The sequence below is a fragment of the Burkholderia sp. AW33-5 genome, assembly GCF_053427615.1.
The window spans coordinates 362873-388124 of the sequence record NZ_JBSAXA010000002.1 but is presented as its reverse complement, the minus strand read 5'-3'; the positions used below and the strand labels follow the sequence as shown (position 1 = coordinate 388124).

The following is a 25252-nucleotide window of genomic DNA, read 5'->3' as shown; positions in this document are numbered from 1 at the left end:
CCTTCGCCTTCGCGAAGGCTTTCTCCAGTGACTACACCCGCATCAAAACGGGCGGCGCGTCCTTTTGCCTTCACTTTTCGGCATTGATCGTCCATTCGATTAATACCGTTCAATTCGCCCCCCGAGCATCACGCGACGATTAGTCCCGGACATTTTCAGAATGCCCACGACGCGGCACAAAGCGGATCAAACCGTCCGCTCATTCAGCATTCCGATAAAAATCACATGCATCAGGAGGGTCGTCATGAACGTGCACCGCTTCACGAAATCGCTGTGTCTCGGATTCGTCTGCGCGGGCCTGCTCGCCGCCTGCAACGACGACGACGTCCAGTCGAGCGGTACGCCGTCGAATAGCGCCGCACTGTCGTTCCGCATGGACGCCGGCGGGCAGATCAATGCGTTCTACCGGCAGGACAAGGTCGCCGCGCACCTGCTGGTGCGCTCGTCGACGAAACCGCGTCTGCTCGTGGTGTTTCCGGCCGGCAACAGCGGCACCGGGGTGTGGTTCGACGACGTCGCTCAGCCGGTGAACTGGAGTCTCGACACGCCGCCGTCCGCGCTGTCGGCGCCCGACACGCGCGGTCGCGCGCTGTACGGCATCGGCGCCGACGTGTCGGTCGATACCGACACGCTGACGATCCGCCAGGGCCTGCTCGGCAACGTGCGCTTCCTGCGCGACTTCAACGGCGGCGCGACGATTCCGCCGGAGATCGTCACCGCCCCGACGGTCCAGGGCAGCGCCGCGCAATGGCAGCGCGACCGGATCGACGGCGCGCCTGGCCAGATGCTGCGCATCACGCTGCGCGACGGCGGCAGCATCGCGACGGCCGCGGGCGGCAAGCTCGTGCTGCGCGCGGCGCCCGGCGCGCATACGCTGAAACTGCACGTCGACGCGCTGTCGGGCGAAACGCCGTTGTCGCCAATCCTGCGCGCGGACCTGCTCGCGCCGTCCGTGAATCCCGACCCGGTCAGCCAGAACGTGCTCGAATTCCTGAGCTTCCACGACAAGCTGCTGGCCGGCTCGTGGCAATACGACACGTACTTCGGCCGCGACACGCTGATCTCGGTGCGCATGCTGATGCCGGTGCTCGAGCCCGCGGCGATCGAGGCCGGGCTGACGTCGGTGCTGAGTCGCCTGTCGAACGACGGCAAGGTCGCGCACGAGGAAGGCATCGGCGAATTCGCGCTGGTCGACAACGCGAAGCACGGCCGGCCGAACGATGCAACGCCGACCTACGATTACAAGATGATCGACAGCGACTACCTGCTCGCACCGATCGCGGCGGCCTGGCTGATCGACGACGCGCGCGGCCAGGCGCGCGCGGCCGCCTATCTCGCGCAACGCGGCAGCGACGGCCAGACGAACGGCAGCCGGCTCGTCGTCAACCTGCTGCACGTCGCGGCGACCGCGCAGCCGTTCGCCCAGCAGCCGTCGGTCGCGAACCTGATCCACCTGCGGCCCGGCGAGATCGTCGGCAACTGGCGTGACAGCACCGACGGGCTCGGCGGCGGCGTCTATCCGTACGACGTGAATGCGGTGCTCGTGCCGGCCGCGCTGCGCGCGGCGAATGCGTTCCTCGCGCGCGGCCTGCTCGATCCTTACCTGGACGCCGGGCAACGCGCGACGCTCGCGAACACGGCGACCGAAGCGGCGACGTGGGAGCAGCAGGCGCCGCCGCTGTTCCAGGTGAGCGTGCCGGCCGCGCAGGCCGCGACCGACATATCGGCCTATGCGCCGTCTGCCGGTTTGCCGGCGGGCGCCGCGCCGAGCGCGCCGCTGATGTTCTACGCGCTGTCGCTCGACCAGCAAGGCACGCCGATCCCGGTGATGAATTCCGACGGCGGCTTCGCGCTGCTGTTCGGCACGCCGCCGGACGACCAGCTTCAGCGGATCGTCGCCGACGTCACGCGGCCGTTCCCGACCGGGCTCGTCACCGACGTCGGGATGCTGATCGCGAACCCCGCGTATGCGAACCAGGCGCTGTGGCCCAAATTCACGAGTTCCGCGTATCACGGCACGGTGATCTGGTCGTGGCAGCAGGCGATGTGGGTCGCCGGGCTCGACCGCCAGCTCGCGCGCCAGGATCTGTCGGACACGACGCGCACGCTGCTGACGCAGGCCCGGCAGACGATCTGGCAGGTGATCTCGAACGGACGCGACATGCGCACGTCGGAAATGTGGACCTGGTCGTACGTGAACGGCCGGTACCAGACCGATGCATTCGGCACCCGCAGCGCGGATGCAACCGAGGCCAACGCGGCACAGCTGTGGAGCACGACGTATCTCGCGATCCGCGATCCGCAACTGCGCGCGGGCAAGTACTGGTGGCAGGCGTCGCAGCGGATGCAGGACGCGCGGCCGGAGCGTGCGGCGGCCATCGCGTCGCGTTAGCCGATGCGCCAGTGAAACGAAAGCCCCGCACGCGCATGCTCGTGCGGGGCTTCATTCCGAATGCGTGCGAGACGAACCTGCCTCGCGTCGCGCCATCATGTTGCGGCCGCGCGCACTACGTAGTCGAATGCGCGACGGCCGCTCGTCAGTGCGCGACCACGCGATTGCGCCCGTCGCGCTTCGCCTGGTACAGCCGTTCATCGACCGCCCGCAGCAATGCATCGACCGTGCTCCCGTCGACACCGTACTGCGCGACGCCGACGCTGACCGTCACCTGCACGCGCTTGAAATCCAGCCCGAACGGCGAACTCGCGATCGACGAGCGCACGCGCTCGGCCGTCATGCGCGCGCCTTCGAGCGGCATCTCGGGCAACAGCGCCATGAATTCCTCGCCGCCGACCCGCGCGAGCGCACCGGCCGGACGAATCGCCTCGAGACACTGGCGCACGACGCCGCGCAGCACCTCGTCGCCGATCTGGTGCCCGTATGCGTCGTTGATGTTCTTGAAGTTGTCGAGATCGAGCGCGAGCAGGCAAAACGGCGTGCCGTCGCGCTCCGCGCGCACGATCTCGCGCTCGACCTGCGCGATGAACTGGCGGCGGTTCGACGCGCCGGTCATCGGATCGGTCGCGGCCATGTATTCGAGCTTCTGGTTCGTGCGCCGCAACTCCTGCAGCGCACTCTCGGTGCGCGCCATCGATTCCGACAGCCGGCTCATCAGGTCTTCCTGGCTGTAGATCGCCGAGAACGAGCGCGTCGTCTGCAGCGCCTGCACGACGCCGTAGCTGAGCAGGAAGAACCCGCCCGCGAAGATCGCATGCGCGAGCCACCACATGTGGTTCCAGGGCTTGCCGAGGATGAACGCGAGCGACGACAGCGCGAACGCCATGATCGACACGCCGTAGATCACCATCAGCGGCGAACGGATGCGCCGCGCGAGCAGCACGCCGACGTTGAGCAGCGAAAACACCAGCGCGCCGCCTTCCATCGACAGTCGCGTGCCCAGCGCGCCCGCGACCGGCGAATACGCGATGTATGCGACCGCCACGTCGACGACCAGGAACAACACGATCCACGGCAGCCACGTTCGCGCGCGCGTACGCTTCTCGAACCGATCGGGCGGCTGCGAATACGACAGCAGCCCCGTCAGCAGCAGAATCGACATCACGAGGCGCGATGCGGGCCCGTACAGCAGGAACAGCCAGATGTTGTGATGCGCCATCCCGGTGAACACGCCGTGCATCGCATAGATCATCGCGAAGCCCAGAAAGCCGAGTGTCAGCCAGCGCAACAGCGGCTCGCCGGACGACCGGTAGCACACCCACGTCACGTAGGTGACGAATGCACCCTCGAGGGTCGCGGCCGCGATTGCGATTTCATGGAAGGCGTGGCTCTCGAACACGACGTGCGGGTCGCTGAAGAACCACAGATAGGCGATCAGATAGGCTGGCAGCAATGCGAAGCCGACCAGCAGGCATTTCGCATAGAGCCTCGCGGCCGCGCTGACGACGCGCGGCGGTTCCCCGGCTGCATAGGTCGTGCTCAATTCGGTCCCCGTTCGGTCTGCTGCGTGGTTCGAACGTTCACGGTGCCGGACACGCGCGATGCATCGACTGCGCCGGCTACCGGAAACGCATCACGTGCGTCGGTGCGATGCACGCGTTGCCCCATCCCGCCGAAAGGCAAATGTCAGAGCAAGTATAGGTGCGGCAATTCGTTTGACAAGTAAGGGGAAACGGCAGCATCGAACCGGCACCGTTTGCTTCCCGATCCTTTCGAATCGCATTCGACGGCCGCGGCTGGCGTCAACGCAAGCGGCGGCCGTCGTCCGGCATGCAAAAAATCAGACGATTTCGAACAGGCCGGCGGCGCCCTGCCCGCCGCCGATGCACATCGTGACGACCACGTATTTCACGCCGCGCCGCTTGCCTTCGATCAGCGCATGGCCTGTCAGGCGCGCACCGGACACGCCGTACGGATGGCCGACCGCGATCGCGCCGCCGTTCACGTTCAGGCGGTCGTCAGGAATCCCGAGCGTATCGCGGCAGTACAGCACCTGCACCGCGAACGCTTCGTTCAGTTCCCACAGGCCGATGTCGTCGACCTTCAGCCCCGCCTGCTTCAGCAGCTTGGGCACCGCGAACACCGGGCCGATGCCCATTTCGTCCGGCTCGCAACCGGCGACCGCGAACCCGCGGAACACGCCGAGCGGCTGCAGCCCTTCGCGCTGCGCGACATCCGCGTTCATCACCACGCACGCCGACGCGCCGTCCGAGAACTGGCTCGCGTTGCCCGCGGTGATCACGCCGCCCGGCACGGCCGAACGGATCTTCGACACGCCGTCGAGCGTCGAGTCCGGCCGGATGCCTTCGTCGGCCGACACCGTCACGTCCTGCGTGAACAGCCGGCCCGTCGCCTTGTCGGCGATGCCCGCGCGTACCGTGATCGGCACGATCTCGTCGTTGAAGCGCCCGGCCTCCTGAGCGGCCGCGGCCCGCAGTTGCGACCGCACGCCATACTCGTCCTGCCGCTCCTTCGAGATTCCGTAGCGCTTCGCAACGTTCTCAGCCGTCTGAAGCATGTTCCAGTAGATCTCGGGCTTGTGCTCGACGAGCCAGCCCTCCTGGATCATGTGCCGGTTCATCTCGTTCTGCACGCACGAGATCGATTCGACGCCGCCCGCGACATACACATCGCCCTCGCCCGCGATGATCCGCTGCGCGGCGAGCGCGATGGTCTGCAGCCCGGACGAGCAGAAACGGTTCACCGTCATCCCCGGCACGCTCACCGGCAGCCCGGCGCGCAGCGCGATCTGCCGCGCGATGTTCGCGCCGGTCGCGCCTTCGGGGTTCGCGCAGCCCATGATCACGTCCTCGATGCGCGCGGGGTCCAGCTTCGCGCGTTCGAGCGCGGCCGCGACCACGTGGCCGCCGAGCGTCGCGCCGTGCGTCATGTTGAATGCGCCACGCCACGATTTCGCGAGCGGCGTGCGTGCGGTCGATACGATTACGGCTTCGGTCATGCGAGTCTCCTTCGGTCCTGCTGTCCTGAATCGGATGGGAATGCGCTACGCCGTCGGGCGCGCGCCCGCGGACGTCACGTGTGCAACGCCCGCCGCCTGCATCTGTTGCCATGCGTGCGCGAGCGACCCGTTCAGGTCGATCGCACGGCACGCATCGTTGATCACGGCGGCCTCGAAGCCGGCCGCGCGCGCATCGAGCGCGGACCACGCGACGCAATAGTCGGTCGCGAGCCCGCAGCACCACACGCGTTTCGCGCCGAGCTCGCGCAGATAGCCGGCCAGCCCCGTGCGCGTCGTGCGGTCGGCTTCGACGAACGCGGAATAGCTGTCGACCTGCGCGTCGCCACCCTTGCGGATCACGAGCCTCGCATGCGGGATGTCGAGGTCGCGATGCAGCGCCGCGCCTTCGGTATCCTGCACGCAATGCACGGGCCACAGCACCTGCTCGCCGTACGGCAGCGCGAGCGTCGAGAACGGCTCGCGCCCCGGATGATTCGCCGCGAACGACACGTGGTCGCGCGGGTGCCAGTCCTGCGTCAGCACGACCTGGTCGAAGCGTCGCGCGAGCGCGTTGATCACCGGCACGACCGCGTCGCCGTCCGGCACCGCGAGTGCGCCGCCCGGCATGAAGTCGTACTGCACGTCGATCACGAGCAACACGTCGTCAGTGCGTTTCATTGCGTTTCTCCTTGCAAGCCCGGGCGCGCCGCCACGCCCGGCGTCAGCCGTTGAACCCGCGTCCGGCCTTCGCCAGTTCGACGATCGACGGCGCGAGCGTCCACGCATCGCCGTTCGGCGCGGCCGCATAGCGGCGGATCGCACGCTCGACGTTGTAGAGGCCGACCATGTCCGCATACAGCATCGGGCCGCCACGCCACAGCGGGAAGCCGTAGCCGGTCAGATAGACCATGTCGATGTCGGACGCCTTCGACGCGATCTTCTCCTCGAGAATCTTCGCGCCTTCGTTGACGAGCGCGAACACGAGCCGCTCGACGATCTCGTCGTCGCCGATCTTGCGCCGCTCCACGCCGCGCTCCTTCGAATACGCGACGACCATCTCGTCGACGAGCGCCGACGGCTTCGCCTTGCGCTCGCCCGGCACGTAGTCGTACCAGCCGCCGCCCGTCTTCTGGCCGAAGCGGCCCTGTTCGCACAGGCGGTCGGCGATCTTCGAGTAATGCAGATCGGGCTGCTCGACATAGCGGCGCTTGCGGATCGCCCAGCCGATGTCGTTGCCGGCGAGGTCGCTCATCCGGAACGGGCCCATCGCGAAACCGAACTTCTCGATCGCGCGATCGACCTGCGCGGGCAGCGCGCCTTCCTCGAGCATGAAGAGTGCCTGGCGGATGTACTGCTCGATCATCCGGTTGCCGATGAAGCCGTCGCACACGCCCGACACGACCGCCGTCTTGCGGATCTTCTTCGCCACCGCCATCACGGTGGCGAGCACGTCCTTCGCGGTCTGCGCGCCGCGCACGACCTCGAGCAGCTTCATCACGTTCGCCGGGCTGAAGAAGTGCATGCCGACCACGTCCTGCGGCCGCTTCGTGAACGCGGCGATCTTGTCGACGTCGAGCGTCGACGTGTTCGACGCGAGGATCGCACCGGGCTTCGCCACCGCATCGAGCTGGCCGAACACCTGCGCCTTCACGCCGAGCTCCTCGAACACGGCCTCGACGATCAGGTCCGCATCCTTCAGGTCGTCGTAGGACAGCGTCGGCGTGATCAGCGCCATGCGCGCATCGAGCTTCTGCTGCGTGAGCTTGCCCTTCTTCACCTGCGCGTCGTAGTTCTTGCGGATCGTGGCCAGCCCGCGGTCGAGCGCGTCCTGCTTCGTCTCGAGCAGCGTGACGGGCAGGCCCGCGTTGATGAAGTTCATCGCGATCCCGCCGCCCATCGTGCCCGCGCCGATCACGCCGACGCGGCGGATCTCGCGCACCGGCGTATCGGCCGGCACGTCGGGAATCTTGCTCGCCGCGCGCTCGCCGAAGAACGCATGGCGCAGCGCGCGGCTTTCCGGCGTCATCATCAGCGCGACAAAACCGTCGCGCTCGGCGACGCTGCCCTTGTCGAAACCGTTCAGCACGCCGGCCTCGATCGCGTCGATGCACTTGTGCGGCGCGGGGAAGTTCGGCGCGGCGGCCCGTGCGGAATTGCGCGCGAACTGGATGAAGCCCGCCGCATTCTCGTGGACGATCCCGCGATCGCGCACGCGCGGATGCGGCCCCTGCCGCGCGCCGACCTTGCGCGCGAACGCGACGGCCGCGTCGAGCAGGTCGTCGTCGGCCATCTCGTCGAACAGCCCGCTCGTCGCGAGCTGCTCCGACGGCACCGGCGCGCCCGACACGATCATGTTCAGCGCGGTTTCGAGGCCCACCGCGCGCGGCAGGCGTTGCGTGCCGCCCGCGCCCGGCAGTAGGCCGAGCTTTACCTCCGGCAGCGCGACCTGCGCGCCGGGCGCCGCGACGCGATAGTGCGCGCCGAGCGCGAGCTCCAGGCCGCCGCCCATCACGACGCTGTGCAGCGCCGCGACGACCGGTTTCGCGCTCGCCTCCACCGCGCGGATCACGGTGTGCAGCGTCGGTTCCTGCAGGGCCTTCGGGGTATTGAATTCGGTGATGTCGGCGCCGCCCGAGAACGCGCGGCCCGCGCCGGTCAGCACGATCGCCGTGACCGACGGATCCTGCGCGGCGCGATCGAGCGCGTCCATGACGCCCTGGCGTGTCGACAGGCCGAGCCCGTTGACGGGCGGATTGTTGAGCGTGATGACGGCCACGCCGTCGCGAGTCGAGTAATCCACTGCCATCTGCCTGCCTCCATGCATCGCGCGCCGGGGTGGCTGCGCTTCATTGTGCGCGGTCGAACGGCCGCATGTCCGGATCGAACGGAGGCAGCATACAACGAAAAAGCACGGTCGTTCAATTTGATTTTGTCCCGATCCGGGGGCCGGATCGGGAGACCGCGCGGCGGGCCGTCGCCGGCCGCGGCTTACGGCTCGCCGACCGCCGTCGGCAGCACGTAGTTGCGGAACGTCTCGCGCAGCTTCAGCTTCTGCAGCTTGCCGGTCGCGGTGTGCGGCAGCGATTCGACGAACACGACGTCGTCGGGCACCCACCACTTCGCGACCTTGCCCTCGTAAAACGCGAGCAGCGCGTCGCGCGTCAGGTTCGCTCCTTCGCGCGGCACCACGACGAGCAGCGGACGCTCGGTCCATTTCGGATGCGCGCACGCGATGCACGCGGCTTCGGCGACGCCCGGGTGCGCGATCGCGACGTTCTCGATGTCGATCGAGCTGATCCACTCGCCGCCGGACTTGATCACGTCCTTGCTGCGGTCGGTGATCTGCAGGAAGCCGTCGGGGTCGATCGTCGCGACGTCGCCGGTCGGGAACCAGCCGTCCGACAGCGGCGACGTATCGCACCCGAAGTAGCGATCGATCACCCAGGGCCCGCGCACCTGCAGCTCGCCGAACGCGACGCCGTCCCACGGCAATTCGTTGCCGTCGTCGCCGACGATCCGCATGTCGACACCGCAGATCACGCGCCCCTGCTTTTCCAGCAACCGGCGCTGCGCGTCGAGCGGCCGCTGCGACTGCGCCCAATTCAGCGTCGCGAGCGTGCCGAGCGGCGACAGCTCGGTCATCCCCCACGCGTGGATCACGCGCACGCCGTATTCGTCCTCGAACGTGCGCAGCATCGCAGGCGGACACGCGGAGCCGCCGATCACCGTGCGGTTCAGCGTCGAGAAACGCACGCCGGCCTCGCGCATGTAGTTCAGCAGCCCGAGCCACACGGTCGGCACGCCCGCGGAAAACGTCACGCGCTCGGCCTCCATCAGTTCGTACAGCGACTTGCCGTCGAGGTCCTTGCCGGGCAGCACGAGCTTGCCGCCCGTGAGCGGCACCGCATACGGCAACCCCCACGCGTTCACATGGAACATCGGCACGACGGGCAGCACGGCGTCGAGCGCCGACAGGTTCATCGCGTCGGGCAGCGCAGCGCCGTATGCGTGCAGCACCGTCGAGCGATGCGAATACAGCACGCCCTTCGGGTTGCCGGTCGTGCCCGACGTGTAGCACAGGCCGGACGCCTGCAATTCGTCGAGACGCGGCCAGTCGTAGCGGCCGTCCTCGGCGTCGACGAGCGTTTCGTAGCACAGGAACGGCGTCGCGCCGGACGGCAGATGCGCGGCGTCGGTCATCGCGATCCAGCCTTTCACGAGCGGGCATTGCGGCGCGATCACGTCGATGAGCGGCGCGAAATTGATGTCGAAGCAGACGTAGCGGTCTTCCGCGTGATTGACGATGTAGGCGATCTGCTCGGGAAAGAGACGCGGGTTGATCGTATGGCACACGGCGCCCATCCCGCCGATCCCGTAATACGCCTCCAGATGCCGGTAGCCGTTCCAGGCCAGCGTGCCGACGCGGTCGCCCGATTCGACGCCGAGCCGCGCGAGCGCCTGCGCGAGCCGTTTCGCGCGCTGCTCGCAGTCGCGGTACGTGTAGCGATGCAGGTCGCCTTCCACGCGCCTCGACACGATCTCCGTGTCGCCCGCATGACGCGCGGCGTGCGCGATCAGCGACGACACCAGCAACGGCATGTCCATCATCTGGCCCAGCAACGGCTTACCCATCGTCTTGTTCTCCCGGAAGGACGCGAATCGGTGACCAGCCTCGAAACGGTGCGCCAGCTTGCAGCCTGTCCACGGCCCGGACAGGCCTGGCGCAAGGCGCGCGGGCCGCCATGCGGGCGGCGCGGCGCCGCCTTACAATATCGGCTTACCCAGAGGCGCTCAACATGTCGTTTTCCCGAAGCGCAGCCGATACGGCTGACACTCTCCCCGACCTCGCCGCGACGCTCGGCGCGCCGGCCACCGGCGCGTTCGTCACGCTCGGCGACGCGTTTCATACGCGGCTGCCGGCCGCGCCGCTGCCCGCGCCGTACGTCGTCGGCTTTTCCGACGAAGTCGCGCACCTGCTCGGGCTGCCGGTGTCGCTCGGCCAGCAGCCCGGGTTCGCCGAGCTGTTCGCCGGCAACCCGACGCGCGACTGGCCGGCGAGCGCGATGCCGTATGCGTCGGTGTATTCCGGTCACCAGTTCGGCGTGTGGGCCGGCCAGCTCGGCGACGGCCGCGCGCTGACGATCGGCGAACTCCCCGGCGCGGACGGCCAGCGCTACGAACTGCAGATCAAGGGCGGCGGCCGCACACCGTATTCGCGGATGGGCGACGGCCGCGCGGTGCTGCGCTCGTCGATCCGCGAATTCCTGTGCTCGGAAGCCATGCATCACCTCGGCATCCCGACCACCCGCGCGCTCACGGTGATCGGCTCCGACCAGCCGGTGATGCGCGAGGAGATCGAGACGTCGGCTGTCGTCACGCGTGTTTCGGAGAGCTTCGTGCGCTTCGGCCACTTCGAGCATTTCTTCTCGAACGATCGCCCGGACCTGCTGCGCCAGCTCGCCGATCACGTGATCGACCGCTTCTATCCGGCATGCCGCGACGCCGACGATCCGTACCTCGCACTGCTCGAAGCCGCAATGCTGCGCACGGCCGACCTCGTCGCGCAGTGGCAGGCGGTCGGCTTCTGCCACGGCGTGATGAACACCGACAACATGTCGATCCTCGGCGTGACGATCGACTACGGCCCGTTCGGCTTCGTCGACGCGTTCGACGCGAACCACATCTGCAACCACTCCGACACGAGCGGCCGCTACGCATACCGGATGCAGCCGCGCATCGCGCACTGGAACTGCTACTGCCTCGCGCAGGCGCTGCTGCCGCTGATCGGGCTGCAGCACGGGATCGCCGACGACGATGCGCGCGCCGAGCGCGCGGTCGACGATGCGCAGGCCGTGCTCGCGAAGTTTCCCGAACGCTTCGGCCCCGCGCTCGAACGCGCGATGCGCGCGAAGCTCGGCCTCGAGCTCGAGCGCGAGAACGACGCCGAGCTCGCGAACAAGCTGCTCGAAACGATGCACGCGAGCCATGCGGACTTCACGTTGACGTTCCGCCGGCTCGCGCAGCTGTCGAAGCACGACGCGAGCCGCGACGCGCCGGTGCGCGACCTGTTCATCGATCGCGACGCATTCGACGCGTGGGCGAACCTCTATCGCGCACGGCTGTCCGAGGAAACGCGCGACGACGCGGCCCGCGCGGCCGCGATGAATCGCGTGAATCCGAAATACGTGCTGCGGAATCATTTGGCCGAAGTTGCGATCCGGCGCGCGAAGGAAAAGGATTTTTCCGAAGTCGAGCGACTCGCGCAGGTGCTGCGCCGGCCATTCGACGAACAACCGGAACACGAAACGTATGCGGCATTGCCGCCCGACTGGGCCGGGTCGCTCGAAGTGAGCTGCTCGTCGTGACCCGCACGACCCGACCGACCGATCAGGAGAACATCCACATGTCACACGATTCCGACGACAAGACCTTCCCGTACCAGAAGGACGACGCCGAACTGCGCCGCCGGCTCACGCCGATGCAGTACGAGGTCACGCAGCATGCGGCGACCGAGCGCGCCTTCACCGGCGAATACACCGACACCGAGGACGCCGGCATCTACAAATGCGTCGTCTGCAGCACGCCGCTGTTCGAATCCGGCGCCAAGTTTCATTCGGGCTGCGGCTGGCCCAGCTACTTCAAGCCGCTCAACGGCGAGGTGATCGACGAGAAGATCGACCGCTCGCACGGCATGGTGCGCGTCGAGGTCCGCTGCAACCATTGCGGCGCGCATCTCGGCCACGTGTTCGAGGACGGACCGCGCGACAAGACCGGTTTGCGGTACTGCATCAATTCGGCTGCGTTAAACTTCGAGTCCCGACCCGAAAACGAATGAGCGGCACCGGACGGATCGGTCGGACAGCCTTCCCGGCTGCCCCGATCCCGGACGGTGGCGCCTGGCGGGTCCCCACAACGGTGAAAGGCCGCGCGATGCGGCCTTTCACGCAGCTGCGAGCGCCATGAAATTCCTGTTCGATCTGTTTCCGATCATCCTGTTTTTCGCCGCCTTCAAGGTCTGGGGCATCTTCACCGCCACCGCCGTCGCGATCGTCGCGACACTGGCCCAGGTCGCGTGGGTGGCCTTCCGGCACCGGAAGGTCGACACGATGCTGTGGGTCAGTCTCGGCGTGATCGTCGTCTTCGGTGGCGCCACTCTCGTCCTGCATGACGAGAAATTCATTCAATGGAAACCGACTGTGCTGTACTGGCTGTTTGCGATCGGGCTGCTGGCCGCACGCTATGCGTTCGGCAACAACCTGATCGAGAAGATGATGGGCAAGCAGCTCACGCTGCCGCACCCCGTGTGGGACAAACTGAACGTCGCGTGGGCGCTGTTCTTCGCGGTGCTCGGCGTCGCGAACCTGTACGTGGTGCACAACTTCACCGAATCGCAGTGGGTGAACTTCAAGCTGTTCGGCACGACGGGCGCGATGGTCGTGTTCATCATCCTGCAGAGCCTGTGGCTCACGAAGTACCTGAAGGACGAATGACATGACCGACGCCTTTCTCGCCGCCTCTCCCGACGAACGCATCGCGCTGATCGAAGCGCGCCTGAGCGCGGCGCTCGCGCCGCTGTCGCTCGCGGTGCGCGACGACAGCGCGCAGCACGCGGGCCACGCCGGCGCGGCCGCCGGCGGCCACTACACGGTGACGATCGTGTCGGCCGCCTTCGCGGGCAAGCCGCGCGTCGCGCGGCACCGGCTGGTGTATGATGCGCTCGCTGATGCGATGCAGCGCGGCATTCACGCGCTCGCGATCGTGGCTTATACGCCCGAAGAATTCAACGAATCTTCAATCTAGTCTCAACAGGAATTCCCGATGATCCTGAAATCCCCCCGCCTGTGGGTCGCGGCGGCTGCATTCGCAGCGGCACCGGCATTCGCCCAGAACATCGCCGTCGTCAACGGCACGCCGATTCCGAAGTCGCGCGCCGATGCGATGGTCGCGCAGCTCGTCCAGCAAGGCCAGACCGACAGCCCGCAACTGCAACAAGCCGTGCGCCAGGAACTCGTGAACCGCGAAATCCTGATGCAGGAAGCGATCCGCGAAGGCATCCCGAACCGTCCGGACGTGAAGGCGCAGGTCGCCGTCGCGCAACAGACGGTCGTGCTGCGCTCGATGATCGAGAGCTTCCTGAAGAAGAACCAGCCGACCGACGCGGAAGTGAAGGCGCGCTATGACGATCTCGTGAAGGGTGCCGGCGGCAACCGCGAGTATCACCTGCACCACATCCTCGTCGACAGCGAGCAGCAGGCGAAGGATCTGATCGCGAAGATCAAGGCCGGCGCGAAGTTCGAGGATCTGGCCAAGCAGTACTCGAAGGATCCGGGCTCGGGCAAGAACGGCGGCGACCTCGACTGGTCCGATCCGAAGGCGTACGTGCCGGAATTCGCGGCCGCCGCGCAGAAGCTCCAGAAAGGCCAGATGACCGACGCGCCGGTGAAGACGCAGTTCGGCTGGCACATCATCCGTGTCGACGACGTCCGCGACATCGCCCCGCCGCCGTTCGACCAGGTGAAGGCGCAGATCGCGCAGCAGCTCGTGCAGCAGAAGCTGCAGGCGTTCGAGGAAGGCCTGCGCCAGCAGGCGAAGATCCAGTAACGTCGGCGACGATCGCCCACGCAAAGGCCGCTCCCCGGAGCGGCCTTTTTCTTTTTCATGCTCGCTTGCGGTCGGCCAGCCCACGCGGTGGCCGCGCAAAGAAAAAGCCGCTTCGAGGCGGCTTTTCAGGACTGCGGGATAGCGTTCGGGCAGCGCGGCGAACCGCTATGCCGGATAAAACACATCGTGGTAGCGGACTTCGCCCGACGGCCGCGGCGCAGCTTCGTCGAACGCCAGCGCGAGAAAATACTCGGGCGGCGCATCCGGGAACACCAGATCGCCGGACTGCACGAAGTCGAAACGCGCGTAATACTCGGGATCGCCGAGCACGACGCAGCCGCGCGCACCGAGCCGGCGCAACGCATCGAGCCCCGTGCGCACGAGCCCCGCGCCGATGCTTTGCCGCTGGCAGTCGGGCAGCACCGCGAGCGGTGCGAGCCCGTACCACTGCTGGCTGCCGGCCGGCTCGCCGCCGATCGACACCGGCGAAAACGCGACGTGACCGATCACGCGCTCGTCGCGCTCCGCGACGAGCGACACGCTGAGCACACCCTCCGCGCGCAGCGCATCGACGATCTGCCGTTCGAACCGACCGTGCTGCGGCTCGTCCGCGAACGCGGCCACGATCACGCGACCGATCGCATCGACATCGCTTGCGCGTTCGTCGCGCAGCGTGACGATCTCGACCGGTGCGTGCGGATCGAACATCAGCCGATCCAGCGGCGTGCGTTACGGAACACGCGCATCCACGGGCTCGCTTCGCCCCAGCCTTCCGGATGCCAGCTCATCGTGACCGTGCGGTGCACGCGCTCCATGTGCGGCATCAGCACCGAGAAGCGGCCGTCGGCCGTCGTGACCGACGTGATGCCGGCCGGCGAGCCGTTCGGGTTGAACGGATAACGCTCGGTCGCCTCGCCACGGTGGTCGACGTAGCGCATCGCGACCGCGACGCGATCGATGTCGCCCTGCTGCGAGAAGTCCGCATAGCCTTCGCCGTGGGCGACCGCCACCGGAATCCGCGAGCCTTCCATCCCCGCGAAGAAGATCGACGGCGACTTCTCCACTTCGACGAACGAGAAGCGCGCCTCGAACTGCTCCGACTTGTTGCGCGTGAACTTCGGCCATGCCTCCGCGCCCGGAATCATCGACGCGAGGCTCGAAAGCATCTGGCAACCGTTGCAGATGCCGAGCGCGAACGTGTCGGGACGCGCGAAGAAGGCCGAGAACATGTCGGCGAGATTCGCGTTGAAGCGGATCGTCTTCGCCCAGCCTTCGCCCGCACCCAGCACGTCGCCGTACGAGAAGCCGCCGCATGCCACCGCGCCCGCGAAATCGGCGAGCGTCGCGCGGCCGGCCAGCAGGTCGCTCATGTGCACGTCGTGCGCATCGAAGCCCGCGCGGTCGAACGCATAGGCCGTTTCGAGATGCGAGTTCACGCCCTGCTCGCGCAGGATCGCGACACGCGGGCGCGCGCCCGTCGCGATGAAAGGTGCTGCGATGTCGTCGGCCGGGTCGAAGCTCAGCACCGGCGAGATGCCCGGGTCGGCCGCGTCCAGCAGCGCGTCGTATTCGGCGTCCGCGCAAGCGGGGTTGTCGCGCAGGCGCGCGATGCGCCAGCTCACTTCGCTCCACGCGCGATGGAGTTCAGCGCGCGGCGCGTCGAACACCTTCTTCGCGTCGCGGTACACCTCGATCACGTCGCGATCATTGACCGTGCCGATCACGTGCGAGCACGCCGACAGACCGAACTCGCGCAGCGCGCCGAGCACCGCGTCGCGATCGGCCGCGCGCACCTGCACGACGGCGCCGAGTTCTTCCGAGAACAACGCGCGCAGCGTGCGATCCTCGCGACGGCCGCTCGTCTGCTTCGCCCAGTCCTTCGCGTCGCCGTAGTCCGATTCGTGATTCGGGTCGAGCGTCAGCATGTCGACGTTCAGCGACACGCCCGCGTGACCCGCGAACGCCATTTCGCACACCGTCGCCCACAGGCCGCCGTCCGAGCGGTCGTGGTACGCGAGCAGCTTGTCTTGCGCGTTGAGCGACTGGATCGCGTCGAAGAAGCGCTTCAGGTCTTCCGGATCGTCGACGTCCGGCGTCGTATCGCCGACCTGCTGCGTGACCTGCGCGAAGATGCTGCCGCCCATCCGGTTCTTGCCGCGGCCGAGATCGATCGCGATCAGCACGCTGTCGCCCGCGTCGGCGATGCGGCGCAGTTGCGGCGTCAGGTGACGGCGCACGTCCTCGACCGGCGCGAACGCGGAGATGATCAGCGACACCGGCGACACCACTTCCTTCGCGACGCCCTGCTCGTCCCACTTGGTCTTCATCGACAGCGAATCCTTGCCGACCGGGATGCCGATCCCGAGCGCCGGGCACAGCTCCATGCCGATCGCCTTGACCGTGTCGAACAGCGCGGCGTCCTCGCCGGCCGTGCCGCACGCGGCCATCCAGTTCGCCGACAGCTTCAGCTTGTCGAGCGACGCGATCGGCGCGCTCGCGATGTTCGTGATCGCCTCGCCGACGGCCATGCGGCCCGATGCCGGCGCGTCGATCACCGCGAGCGGCGTGCGCTCGGCCATCGTCATCGCCTCGCCCTTGAAGCCCGCGTAGTCGAGCGCGGTCACCGCGCAGTCGGCCACCGGCACCTGCCACGGGCCGACCATCTGGTCGCGCACCGACGTGCCGCCGACCGAACGGTCGCCGATCGTGATCAGGAACGACTTGCTGCCGACCGTCGGGTGCTTCAGCACGTCGACCGCGACTTCCGACAGCGCGATGCCCGTCACTTCGACCGGCGCGCGCTCGGTCGCGACGCGCGCGACGTCTCGGTGCATGCGCGGCGGCTTGCCGAGCAGCACTTCCATCGGCATGTCGACCGGGAACTCCTCGATGCCCGTTGCTTCGTCGTCGACGAGCTTCAGCTGGCGTTCGTCGGTCGCGACGCCGACCACCGCGAACGGGCAGCGCTCGCGTGCGCAGATCGCCTCGAAGCGCGGCAGGTCGGCCGGCGCGATCGCCAGCACGTAGCGCTCCTGCGCCTCGTTCGACCAGATTTCACGCGGCGACAGGCCCGATTCCTCGAGCGCGACCTTGCGCAGTTCGAAGCGCGCGCCCTTGCCCGCGCCGTCGACGATTTCGGGGAACGCGTTCGACAGGCCGCCCGCGCCGACGTCGTGGATGCTCAGGATCGGGTTTTCCGCGCCGAGCTGCCAGCAGCCGTTGATCACTTCCTGCGCGCGCCGCTCGATTTCCGGGTTGCCGCGCTGCACCGAGTCGAAGTCGAGTTCGGCCGTGTTCGCGCCGGTCGCCATCGAGCTCGCCGCGCCGCCGCCCATGCCGATCCGCATGCCCGGGCCGCCGATCTGGATCAGCAGCGAACCTGCCGGCACGTCGTGCTTGTGCGTGTGTTGATCCGCGATGTTGCCGAGGCCGCCCGCGATCATGATCGGCTTGTGATAGCCGCGCACCTGGCCGCCGACGTTCTGCTCGTACACGCGGAAGTAGCCGCCGAGGTTCGGACGGCCGAATTCGTTGTTGAACGCGGCGCCGCCGAGCGGGCCGTCGATCATGATCTGCAGCGGCGACGCGATGCGGTCCGGGCGGCCGTACGGGCCGTGCTGCTCGTTCGGATTGCGCTCGCCGACCGGCTGCGCCGCGTCGCGTGCGTTTTCCCACGACTGGCGTGCGTCCGGCAGATCGAGGTTCGACACGGTGAAGCCCGTGAGGCCGGCCTTCGGACGCGCACCGCGGCCCGTCGCGCCTTCGTCGCGGATCTCGCCGCCCGCGCCGGTCGCCGCACCCGGGAACGGCGAGATCGCCGTCGGGTGGTTGTGCGTCTCGACCTTCATCAGCGTGTGGGTGAGCTCGGTGTGACGACCATAGCGTTCGCCCGGCTCGCCGGCCGCGCCCGCGTTGCGCGGGAACCAGCGCTCGGCTTCGGCGCCGACCATGATCGACGAGTTGTCCGAATACGCGACGATCGTGCCTTGCGGGCTCAGCTTCTCGGTGTTGCGGATCATCGCGAACAGCGACATGTCCTGCGCTTCGCCGTCGATCGTCCACTGCGCGTTGAAGATCTTGTGGCGGCAATGCTCGCTGTTCGCCTGCGCGAACATCATCAGTTCGACGTCGGTCGGGTTGCGTTCGAGCTTGCGGAACGCGTCGACCAGGTAGTCGATCTCGTCGTCGGCGAGCGCGAGGCCCAGCTCGACGTTCGCGCGCTCGAGCGCGGCGCGGCCGACGCCCAGCACGTCGACGGTCGCGAGCGGCTTGGCCGGCAGCTCGTCGAACAGGTGCTTCGCGTCGTCGCGCGCGGCGACCACGCTTTCGGTCATCCGGTCATGCAGCGCGGCCGCGACGGCTGCGCGCGCGTCGTCGGACAGCGCCTTCTTGCCGCCGAGCAGGCCCGACTTCAGCGTGACCGTAAATTCGACACCGCGTTCGATGCGGCGCACCTGCGTGAGACCGCAGTGCTGCGCGATGTCGGTCGCCTTGCTCGCCCACGGCGAAACGGTGCCGAAGCGCGGCAGCACGACGAACGTCTCGGTCGTGCCCTTCTCGGCCGCCGGCTCGAACGGCGCGCCGTAGTGCATCAGTGCGTCGATGCGTGCGCTGTCGTCGGCCGACAGCGGCTCGGCCGCATTGACGAAGTGCAGGAACTGGCCGCGCACCGCGACGATGTTGGCGTCGATTTGCCTGAGCGTGTCGAGCAGACGGGTTTGACGGAAATCGGAGAGGGCCGAAGCGCCGGGAAAACACGAGAAGTGAGCCATGGGCTGGACTGACGTCGATGAGTCGCGCGAGGTGGCGACGTGGGGCGAAAGGAAGGCCGTAATTATACCCGGAAGTCGGCCGTCCCAGACCGGCTGATCGGCACCCGTCACGCACCGCAACGGTGCGGCGGCATCCGCGGCGCACAGCCGGCCGCCGGACCGGCAGGCACGGCCGCGGCGGCCGGCGACCACGCGATGGCGGAATCGGACGAGCTCGCGCGACGCCGGTTCGCGCGATTTTGGCGCTATCATTTGCGGTTCACCGGGCCGGGAGCCCGTCAGCGAATCCTCACCGGGCGGCATGCATGCCGCCCGTCATCGAAGCAATCCATGGATGTCATCGTCATCGGCGGCGGAATCAGCGGCGTCGCCACCGCCTACCAGCTGCGCGCGGCCGGCCATCGCGTGTGCGTGGTCGAACGCCACGCGACCGTCGCGCAGGGCGCGACCTACGGCGACGGCGGCACGCTGCTGCCGAGCCCGCTCGACGTCTGGTTCGGGCCGACCTTCATGCGCCAGCGCCAGCCGCAAGACACCGGCATCGTCTACAAGCCCGGCTTCAACGGCGGCGTGCGCCGCTTCGTCAAGCAGCTCGCCGCGCTGCGCGAGCCCGACGCATTCGCCGCGCAGTATGCGCGGCTGCGCCCGCTGATCGACGCGTCGCGCGAGTCGCTCGCCGACATCGAGGCGCGCCTCCAACTCGAATTCGAGCAGAAACCCGGAATCCTGCACGTCGTGCGCGACCCGCGCGACTGGGAAGCGCTGCAACCGGCACTCGACCTGCTGCGTGCGCTCGACCAGCCGTACCGGGTGCTCACGGCCGACGAATGCGCGGCGCTCGAGCCGTCGGTGCCGGCCGAGCCCGGCTTTGCCGGCGGCGTGCTGCTTGAGAGCGAGCGCACCGGAAATTGCCCGCTGTTCGCGAAACTGATCAAGCAGACGCTCGACGAGCACGGCGTGCAGTTCCGCTTCGGCGCGGACGTCGCCGCGATCCGCGTCGACACCGGCCGGGCCGCGGTCGAGCTCGCGCCGGCCGGCGGCCGGCACGCGACGAAGGCGCACGAGGTCGACGTGATGTCGGCCGACGCGATCGTGGTCGCCGCGGGCGCCGGCAGCCTGCCGCTGCTGGAGCGGCTCGGCTGGCGGCTGCCGCTGCATCCGGTGCGCACGCATACGCTGACCGCCCCGGTCGCATACGAAGAACATGCGCCGCACCTGAGCGTCGTCGATTCGATCAAGCGGATCTCGATCACGCGCACCCACCAGCGGCTGCGCATCGGCGGCGGCGCGGTGCTGCAGAGCCTCGCCGACACCGCGAAGCCGCTCCCCGAGCCGCTGTCCGAGGCCGCGCTCGCGCTGCTCGGCCAGGCCGTCCACGACTGGGTGCCGGGCGCCGCGAAGATTTCCGCCGCGCTGTCGTGGCAAGGCACGCAGCTGCTGTCGCCGGACGGCCTGCCGGTCGTCGGTCCGACCCCGCATCCGCGTGTGTTCGTCAATTTCGGGCATGGCCCGGCCGGTTGGGGCCTCGCGTGCGGGTCTGCTAAAGTGGTGACAGACTGTCTGAGCGGCGACACGCAGCAGTGGCCCGCCGACACGCTCGCCGCGCTGAGTCCCGCGCGCTTCACGACCTGACCGCCACGGGCCCGTCCCGGGGCGGCCTCCTCCCGCCGCCATGACCCCGCGATGACGAATCCCCGCCCGCTTCCCGACTCCGCCCCGCTCGCGCTGCTGCGCGTCGCCGACCTGCGCGCGGCCGAGGCCGCCGCGACCGCCGAACTGCCGCCGCACACGCTGATGGGCCGCGCGGGCGCCGCCGCCGCGCGCTGGCTGTCCGAACGGGTGGCCGGAGACGACCGCCCGGTCTGGTTCGCGGTCGGCCCCGGCAACAACGGCGGCGACGCGCTGGTGGCCGCCGCGCAACTGCAGCAGCTCGGCGTCGCGACGCAGGCCTGGATGCCGGTGCCGGTCAAGCCCGACGATGCGCAATGGGCGCTCGGCCTCGCGCGCGCGGCCGGCGTGCCGCTGTCGACCGAACCGCCCGCCTCGCTCGACGATTACGCGTGGGTCGTCGACGGATTGTTCGGCATCGGCCTCGCTCGCGCACTCGACGGACCGTTCGCCGCCCAGGCCGCGCGCATCGCCGCACATGCCCGAAGCGGCGGCCGCGTGCTCGCGCTCGACGTACCGAGCGGGCTCGACAGCGACACGGGCCGGATCGTCGGCGCGGGCGTCGCCGTCACCGCGACGCACACGCTCACCTTCATCGGCGCGAAGCCGGGGCTTTATACCGGCGACGGCCGCGACCTCGCCGGCGAGATCGACATCGCGTCGCTCGACGTCGCACCGCCCGCCGCGCCGGCCGTCGTGCTGAATGCACCGGCACGGTTCGCCGCCGCGCTGCCCGCCCGCGCGTTCGCTTCGCACAAGGGCACGTTCGGCAGCCTGGCGGTGCTCGGCGGCGACACCGGCATGTGCGGCGCGCCGATCCTCGCCGCGCGTGCCGCGCTGTTCGCGGGCGCCGGCAAGGTGCATGTCGGCTTCCTCGGCGCCGGTGCGCCGCCGTACGACCCGCCGTTTCCCGAACTGATGCTGCATCCCGCGGACAGCCTCGAGCTCGATGCGATGTCCGCGATCGCGGCAGGCTGCGGCCTCGGCGCGCGCGAGGCCGCGGTCGCCCTCGTGCGCGACGTGCTCGCGCACGACGCCGCGACGCTGCTCGACGCCGACGCGCTGAACCTCGTCGCGACGCACGCCGACCTCGCCGCCGCCGTCGCCGCCCGCGGCGCCCGGGGCAACGCGTGCGTGCTGACGCCGCATCCGCTCGAGGCAGCGCGGCTGCTCGGCAGCGATACCGCGACGGTGCAGCACGACCGGCTGGCCGCGGCGCAGGCGCTGGCCGCGCGCTACGCGAGCATCGTCGTGCTGAAGGGTTCGGGCACGGTGATTGCGGCGCCCGACGGCCGCCTGACGATCAATCCGACCGGCAATGCGGCGCTCGCCACCGGCGGCACCGGCGACGTGCTCGGCGGCCTGATCGGCGCGTTGCTCGCGCAGCGCGTCGCGCCGTACGAAGCCGCGCTTGCGGGCGTCTACCTGCACGGCCTCGCGGCCGACACGCTGACCGCGAACGGCACGGGGCCGGCCGGCCTCACCGCGGGCGAACTCGCGCCGATGGTGCGCACGCTGATCAATCGCCTTTTTTACCCGTCGGCGCGCGCCGACATATAACGCCGCTATACTGGGTGCCCCGCCGCACGGCGGGCCCGCTCGTCCGCCGGCGTTCCGATCCCGATGCGCCGGCGCGGCATTCCTCCCGATTCACGCTTCACTCGAACCGCCATGACGCTGAATTCGCTCCCCGCCTGGACTGCCCTTCAATCCCACTTCGAACAAATCCGCCACGCGCGGCTGCGCGACTGGTTCGCGCCGGAAAACGACCGCGCGCCGACCCGCGCCGAACGCTTCACGATCCCCGGCGGCGGCCTTGCGGCCGACTTCTCGAAGAACCGCATCAACGACGACACGCTGCGCCTGCTCGTGCAGCTGGCCCGCGAAGCGGGCGTCGAGGCGCGCCGCGACGCGATGTTCGCCGGCGAAATCGTCAACCCGACCGAAGGCCGCGCCGCGCTGCACACGGCATTGCGCGCGACCGACCCGCACGCGCCGTTCCATGCGCAGGTCAGCGCCGAGCGCGCGAAGATGGCGACCTTCGCACGCGCCGTGCGCAGCGGCGCGTGGACCGGCTACACCGGCAAGCGCATCCGCCACGTGATCAACATCGGCATCGGCGGCTCGGATCTCGGACCGAAGATGGTCACGCATGCGCTGCACCATGTCGCGACGCCCGACATTTCGACCCACTTCGTGTCGAACGTCGACGGCGCCGATCTCGCGCGCGTGCTCGAACAGGTCGACCCGGAGGAAACGCTCGCGATCATCGTGTCGAAGACCTTCACGACGCTCGAGACGATGACGAACGCACGCTCGCTGCGCGACTGGTTCGTCGCGCGCGGCTGCCCGGAAGATGCGCTGGCGAAGCACTTCGTCGGCGTGTCGGCGAACCCGGCCGAAGTCGTGAAGTTCGGCATCTCCGCCGACAACGTGTTCGAAATGTGGGACTGGGTCGGCGGCCGCTATTCGCTGTGGTCGGCGGTCGGCCTGTCGATCATGATCGCGATCGGGCCCGAGCAGTTCGACGAACTCCTCGCCGGCGCGAACGACATGGACCGCCATTTCCGCGAAGCGCCGCTCGAGCGCAACCTGCCGGTGCTGCTCGGCCTGATCGGCATCTGGTATCGCAACTTCTTCGGCTCGCAGAGCTATCTCGTCGCGCCGTATTCGGAAGCGCTGCACTACCTGCCGTCGTACCTGCAGCAGCTCGAGATGGAAAGCAACGGCAAGTCCGCACGCCTGGACGGCACGTTCGTCGACTACCCGACGTCGGCCGTCACGTGGGGCGAGCCTGGCACCAACGGCCAGCACGCGTTTTTCCAGATGCTGCACCAGGGCCCGACGATCGTGCCGATCGACTTCATCGCGGTGCTGACGCCCGAGCATCCGCTCGCGAGCCATCATCCGAAGCTGCTCGCGAACTGCTTCGCGCAGAGTGAAGCGCTGATGCTCGGCCGCACGCTCGACGAAGCGCGCAAGGTCGCCGGCCCCGGCAAGGAAGCGCTCGCGCCGCACCTGACCTTCCCCGGCAACCGCCCGACGACGACGCTGCTGGTGGATGCGCTGACGCCGCGCACGCTTGGCGCGCTGATCGCGCTCTACGAGCACAAGGTGCTGGTGCAGGCAACGGTGTGGGACATCAATCCGTTCGACCAGTGGGGCGTCGAGCTCGGCAAGATTCTCGGCAAGGTCGTCGAAGCCGACCTGTCGGCCGAATCGGTCGATCCCGCGAAGCACGATTCGTCGACGACCGCGCTGATCGAGCGCGCGCGTGCGGCGCTCAAGCGCTGACGCGACAGCGTCGAACGCACGCCGGCCGCACCGGGTGATCCACCCTGCGCGGCCGGCAAGAAATTCGGTGTCGCGCTATACCGCGTGCGGCGCGACGATGCGGCCGGCGTCGATGGTGATCGTCGTCGCGCAGCGCCGCGCGAGTTCGGCGTCGTGCGTGACGAGCACGAGCGTCGCGCCGTGCGTGCGGTTCAGTTTGAACATCAGGTCGATGACGGCGTGGCCGGTGGCTGCATCGAGACTGCCGGTCGGTTCGTCGGCGAACAGAATTGCGGGATGCGTGACGAATGCGCGCGCAAGCGCGACGCGCTGTTGCTCGCCACCCGACAGCAGCTTCGGATAATGCGCGGTGCGCTCGCCAAGACCGACCTGCACGAGCAACGCACGAGCCCGATCGGCGGCGTCGCGCGCGTTGATGCCGCCTTGCAGCTCGAGCGGAAGCATCACGTTCTCGAGTGCCGTCAGGTGCGGCATCAACTGAAACGACTGGAACACGAATCCGACCGCGCCATTGCGCAGCGCAGCGCGCTCGTCCTCGTCGAGCTGGTCGAGCGCGCGGCCGAGCAGGCGAACCGTGCCGCTCGTCGCGCTGTCCAACCCCGCAAGCAGGCCGAGCAGCGTCGATTTGCCCGACCCCGATGCGCCGACGATCGCGAGGCTGCTGCCGGGCCGCACGGCGAACGTGATGCCGTCGAGGATCGTCAGCTCGCCCGTTGCGTCGGCGACCCGCTTGCACACGTCATGGACTTCGATGATCGGATCGGTAATCTTGAACATGGACACGACATTCCGCTGGAAAAGACGCGCGGCGTTCGCCGCGCTGCTGGGTACCCTGCTCGCAGCAAACGTGCCCGCACGCGCCGCAACGGCGGCGGCCTCGACATCGGGCCAGCCCGCGCTCGTCGTGCTCGGCGACAGCCTGTCGGCCGAATACGGGTTGCCACGCGACACCGGCTGGGTTGCGTTGCTGCGGCAACGGCTCGCGACCGAGCGAATCGATTATAGCGTCGCAAACGCAAGCGTCAGCGGCGACACCACGAGCGGCGGCCGCGCGCGACTGCCTGCGGTGCTGCAACGGCTCAAGCCGTCGATCGTCGTCGTCGAGCTCGGCTCGAACGACGCGCTGCGGGGCGTGCCGCTCGCGACGACCGAACAGAACCTGCGCGACATCATCGCCGATGCGCGACAAGCGCGCGCGAAGGTCGTGCTGGTCGGCATGTACGTGCCGCCCAACTACGGGCCCGATTACACGCAGAAATTCCATGCGGTCTACACGCGCCTGTCGAAGGAACTCGGCGTACCGCTCGTGCCATTCCTGCTGGCCGGCATCGAGAACAAGCCGGAGATGTTCCAGTCGGACCAGATGCATCCCGCGCAGCAGGCGCAGGGCATCCTGCTCGACAACGTCTGGCCGGCGCTGAAGCCGCTGCTCGGCAAGCCGCGCGGCTGACCTCGCGGCGCGCCATCGCCGGAAAGCAAAAAGCCCCGTTACGAGCGGGGCTT

The 25252-nt window shown here is 68.5% G+C and carries 18 protein-coding genes; 10 read left to right on the top strand and 8 right to left on the bottom strand.

Annotated elements, in window-relative coordinates; genetic code table 11:
- Positions 1 to 250 precede the first annotated feature (250 nt).
- Positions 251 to 2392 carry a hypothetical protein gene (locus ACV22V_RS05250; RefSeq protein WP_448013315.1) on the top strand — a complete coding sequence of 714 codons (2142 nt, stop codon included), beginning with the start codon at positions 251 to 253 and terminating at the stop codon, positions 2390 to 2392.
- A gap of 145 nt (positions 2393 to 2537) precedes the next feature.
- On the opposite strand, the gene ACV22V_RS05245 is transcribed toward ACV22V_RS05250, so the two are convergent.
- The 5 genes from ACV22V_RS05245 to ACV22V_RS05225 form a co-directional block, all read right to left on the bottom strand.
- Positions 2538 to 3938 carry a sensor domain-containing diguanylate cyclase gene (locus ACV22V_RS05245; RefSeq protein WP_059693338.1) on the bottom strand — a complete coding sequence of 467 codons (1401 nt, stop codon included), beginning with the start codon at positions 3936 to 3938 and terminating at the stop codon, positions 2538 to 2540.
- 297 nt (positions 3939 to 4235) lie between these two features.
- On the bottom strand, positions 4236 to 5414 hold the full coding sequence (locus tag ACV22V_RS05240) for an acetyl-CoA C-acyltransferase (protein ID WP_448013188.1): 1179 nt from the start codon (positions 5412 to 5414) through the stop codon (positions 4236 to 4238).
- Between the two features lie 45 nt (positions 5415 to 5459).
- On the bottom strand, positions 5460 to 6092 hold the full coding sequence (gene pncA / locus ACV22V_RS05235; RefSeq protein ID WP_059698553.1) for a bifunctional nicotinamidase/pyrazinamidase: 633 nt from the start codon (positions 6090 to 6092) through the stop codon (positions 5460 to 5462).
- A 43-nt stretch (positions 6093 to 6135) separates the two neighbouring features.
- On the bottom strand, positions 6136 to 8220 hold the full coding sequence (locus tag ACV22V_RS05230) for a 3-hydroxyacyl-CoA dehydrogenase NAD-binding domain-containing protein (protein ID WP_448013187.1): 2085 nt from the start codon (positions 8218 to 8220) through the stop codon (positions 6136 to 6138).
- A gap of 182 nt (positions 8221 to 8402) precedes the next feature.
- Entirely contained in the window at positions 8403 to 10046 is a 1644-nt protein-coding gene (locus tag ACV22V_RS05225; protein ID WP_448013186.1) for a 3-(methylthio)propionyl-CoA ligase, read from the bottom strand.
- A 164-nt stretch (positions 10047 to 10210) separates the two neighbouring features.
- On the opposite strand from ACV22V_RS05225, the gene ACV22V_RS05220 reads away from it, so the two are divergent.
- From ACV22V_RS05220 to ACV22V_RS05200, 5 genes are all read left to right on the top strand, one after another.
- Positions 10211 to 11779 (top strand): protein adenylyltransferase SelO, encoded by a 1569-nt coding sequence (locus ACV22V_RS05220; protein ID WP_448013185.1) that lies wholly within the window; start codon positions 10211 to 10213, stop codon positions 11777 to 11779.
- A gap of 38 nt (positions 11780 to 11817) precedes the next feature.
- Positions 11818 to 12249 carry a peptide-methionine (R)-S-oxide reductase MsrB gene (msrB, locus tag ACV22V_RS05215; RefSeq protein WP_059529717.1) on the top strand — a complete coding sequence of 144 codons (432 nt, stop codon included), beginning with the start codon at positions 11818 to 11820 and terminating at the stop codon, positions 12247 to 12249.
- Between the two features lie 124 nt (positions 12250 to 12373).
- Positions 12374 to 12904: a septation protein A gene (locus ACV22V_RS05210; RefSeq protein ID WP_011352350.1), complete on the top strand. Its 531-nt coding sequence runs from the start codon at positions 12374 to 12376 to the stop codon at positions 12902 to 12904.
- Position 12905: 1 nt separating this feature from the next.
- Complete coding sequence (locus ACV22V_RS05205; RefSeq protein WP_059529714.1) at positions 12906 to 13214, top strand: BolA family protein; 309 nt, start codon at positions 12906 to 12908, stop codon at positions 13212 to 13214.
- Between the two features lie 18 nt (positions 13215 to 13232).
- Positions 13233 to 14015 (top strand): peptidylprolyl isomerase, encoded by a 783-nt coding sequence (locus ACV22V_RS05200; RefSeq protein WP_059529712.1) that lies wholly within the window; start codon positions 13233 to 13235, stop codon positions 14013 to 14015.
- Between the two features lie 165 nt (positions 14016 to 14180).
- Here the strand turns inward: ACV22V_RS05200 and ACV22V_RS05195 are convergent, their stop codons facing one another.
- Both ACV22V_RS05195 and purL read right to left on the bottom strand, forming a co-directional pair.
- Positions 14181 to 14723: a GNAT family N-acetyltransferase gene (locus tag ACV22V_RS05195; protein ID WP_448013184.1), complete on the bottom strand. Its 543-nt coding sequence runs from the start codon at positions 14721 to 14723 to the stop codon at positions 14181 to 14183.
- Complete coding sequence (gene purL / locus ACV22V_RS05190) at positions 14723 to 18787, bottom strand: phosphoribosylformylglycinamidine synthase (protein ID WP_448013183.1); 4065 nt, start codon at positions 18785 to 18787, stop codon at positions 14723 to 14725. The genes ACV22V_RS05195 and purL overlap by 1 nt, the downstream gene beginning before the upstream one ends.
- A 330-nt stretch (positions 18788 to 19117) precedes the next feature.
- On the opposite strand from purL, the gene ACV22V_RS05185 reads away from it, so the two are divergent.
- The 3 genes from ACV22V_RS05185 (at position 19118) to pgi (ending at position 23749) form a co-directional block, all read left to right on the top strand.
- Positions 19118 to 20419, top strand: a complete 1302-nt coding sequence (locus tag ACV22V_RS05185) for an FAD-dependent oxidoreductase (protein WP_448013182.1) — start codon at positions 19118 to 19120, stop codon at positions 20417 to 20419.
- 51 nt (positions 20420 to 20470) lie between these two features.
- On the top strand, positions 20471 to 22015 hold the full coding sequence (locus ACV22V_RS05180) for an NAD(P)H-hydrate dehydratase (RefSeq protein ID WP_448013181.1): 1545 nt from the start codon (positions 20471 to 20473) through the stop codon (positions 22013 to 22015).
- 111 nt (positions 22016 to 22126) lie between these two features.
- Positions 22127 to 23749: a glucose-6-phosphate isomerase gene (gene pgi / locus ACV22V_RS05175; protein ID WP_059529697.1), complete on the top strand. Its 1623-nt coding sequence runs from the start codon at positions 22127 to 22129 to the stop codon at positions 23747 to 23749.
- Between the two features lie 75 nt (positions 23750 to 23824).
- On the opposite strand, the gene ACV22V_RS05170 is transcribed toward pgi, so the two are convergent.
- Positions 23825 to 24526, bottom strand: coding sequence for an ABC transporter ATP-binding protein (locus tag ACV22V_RS05170; protein WP_448013180.1), 702 nt, complete (start codon positions 24524 to 24526; stop codon positions 23825 to 23827).
- Here ACV22V_RS05170 and ACV22V_RS05165 point away from each other — a divergent pair.
- Entirely contained in the window at positions 24525 to 25199 is a 675-nt protein-coding gene (locus ACV22V_RS05165) for an arylesterase (protein WP_059693358.1), read from the top strand. The two genes, ACV22V_RS05170 and ACV22V_RS05165, sit on opposite strands and share 2 nt — an antisense overlap.
- The last annotated feature ends 53 nt before the right edge of the window (positions 25200 to 25252 follow it).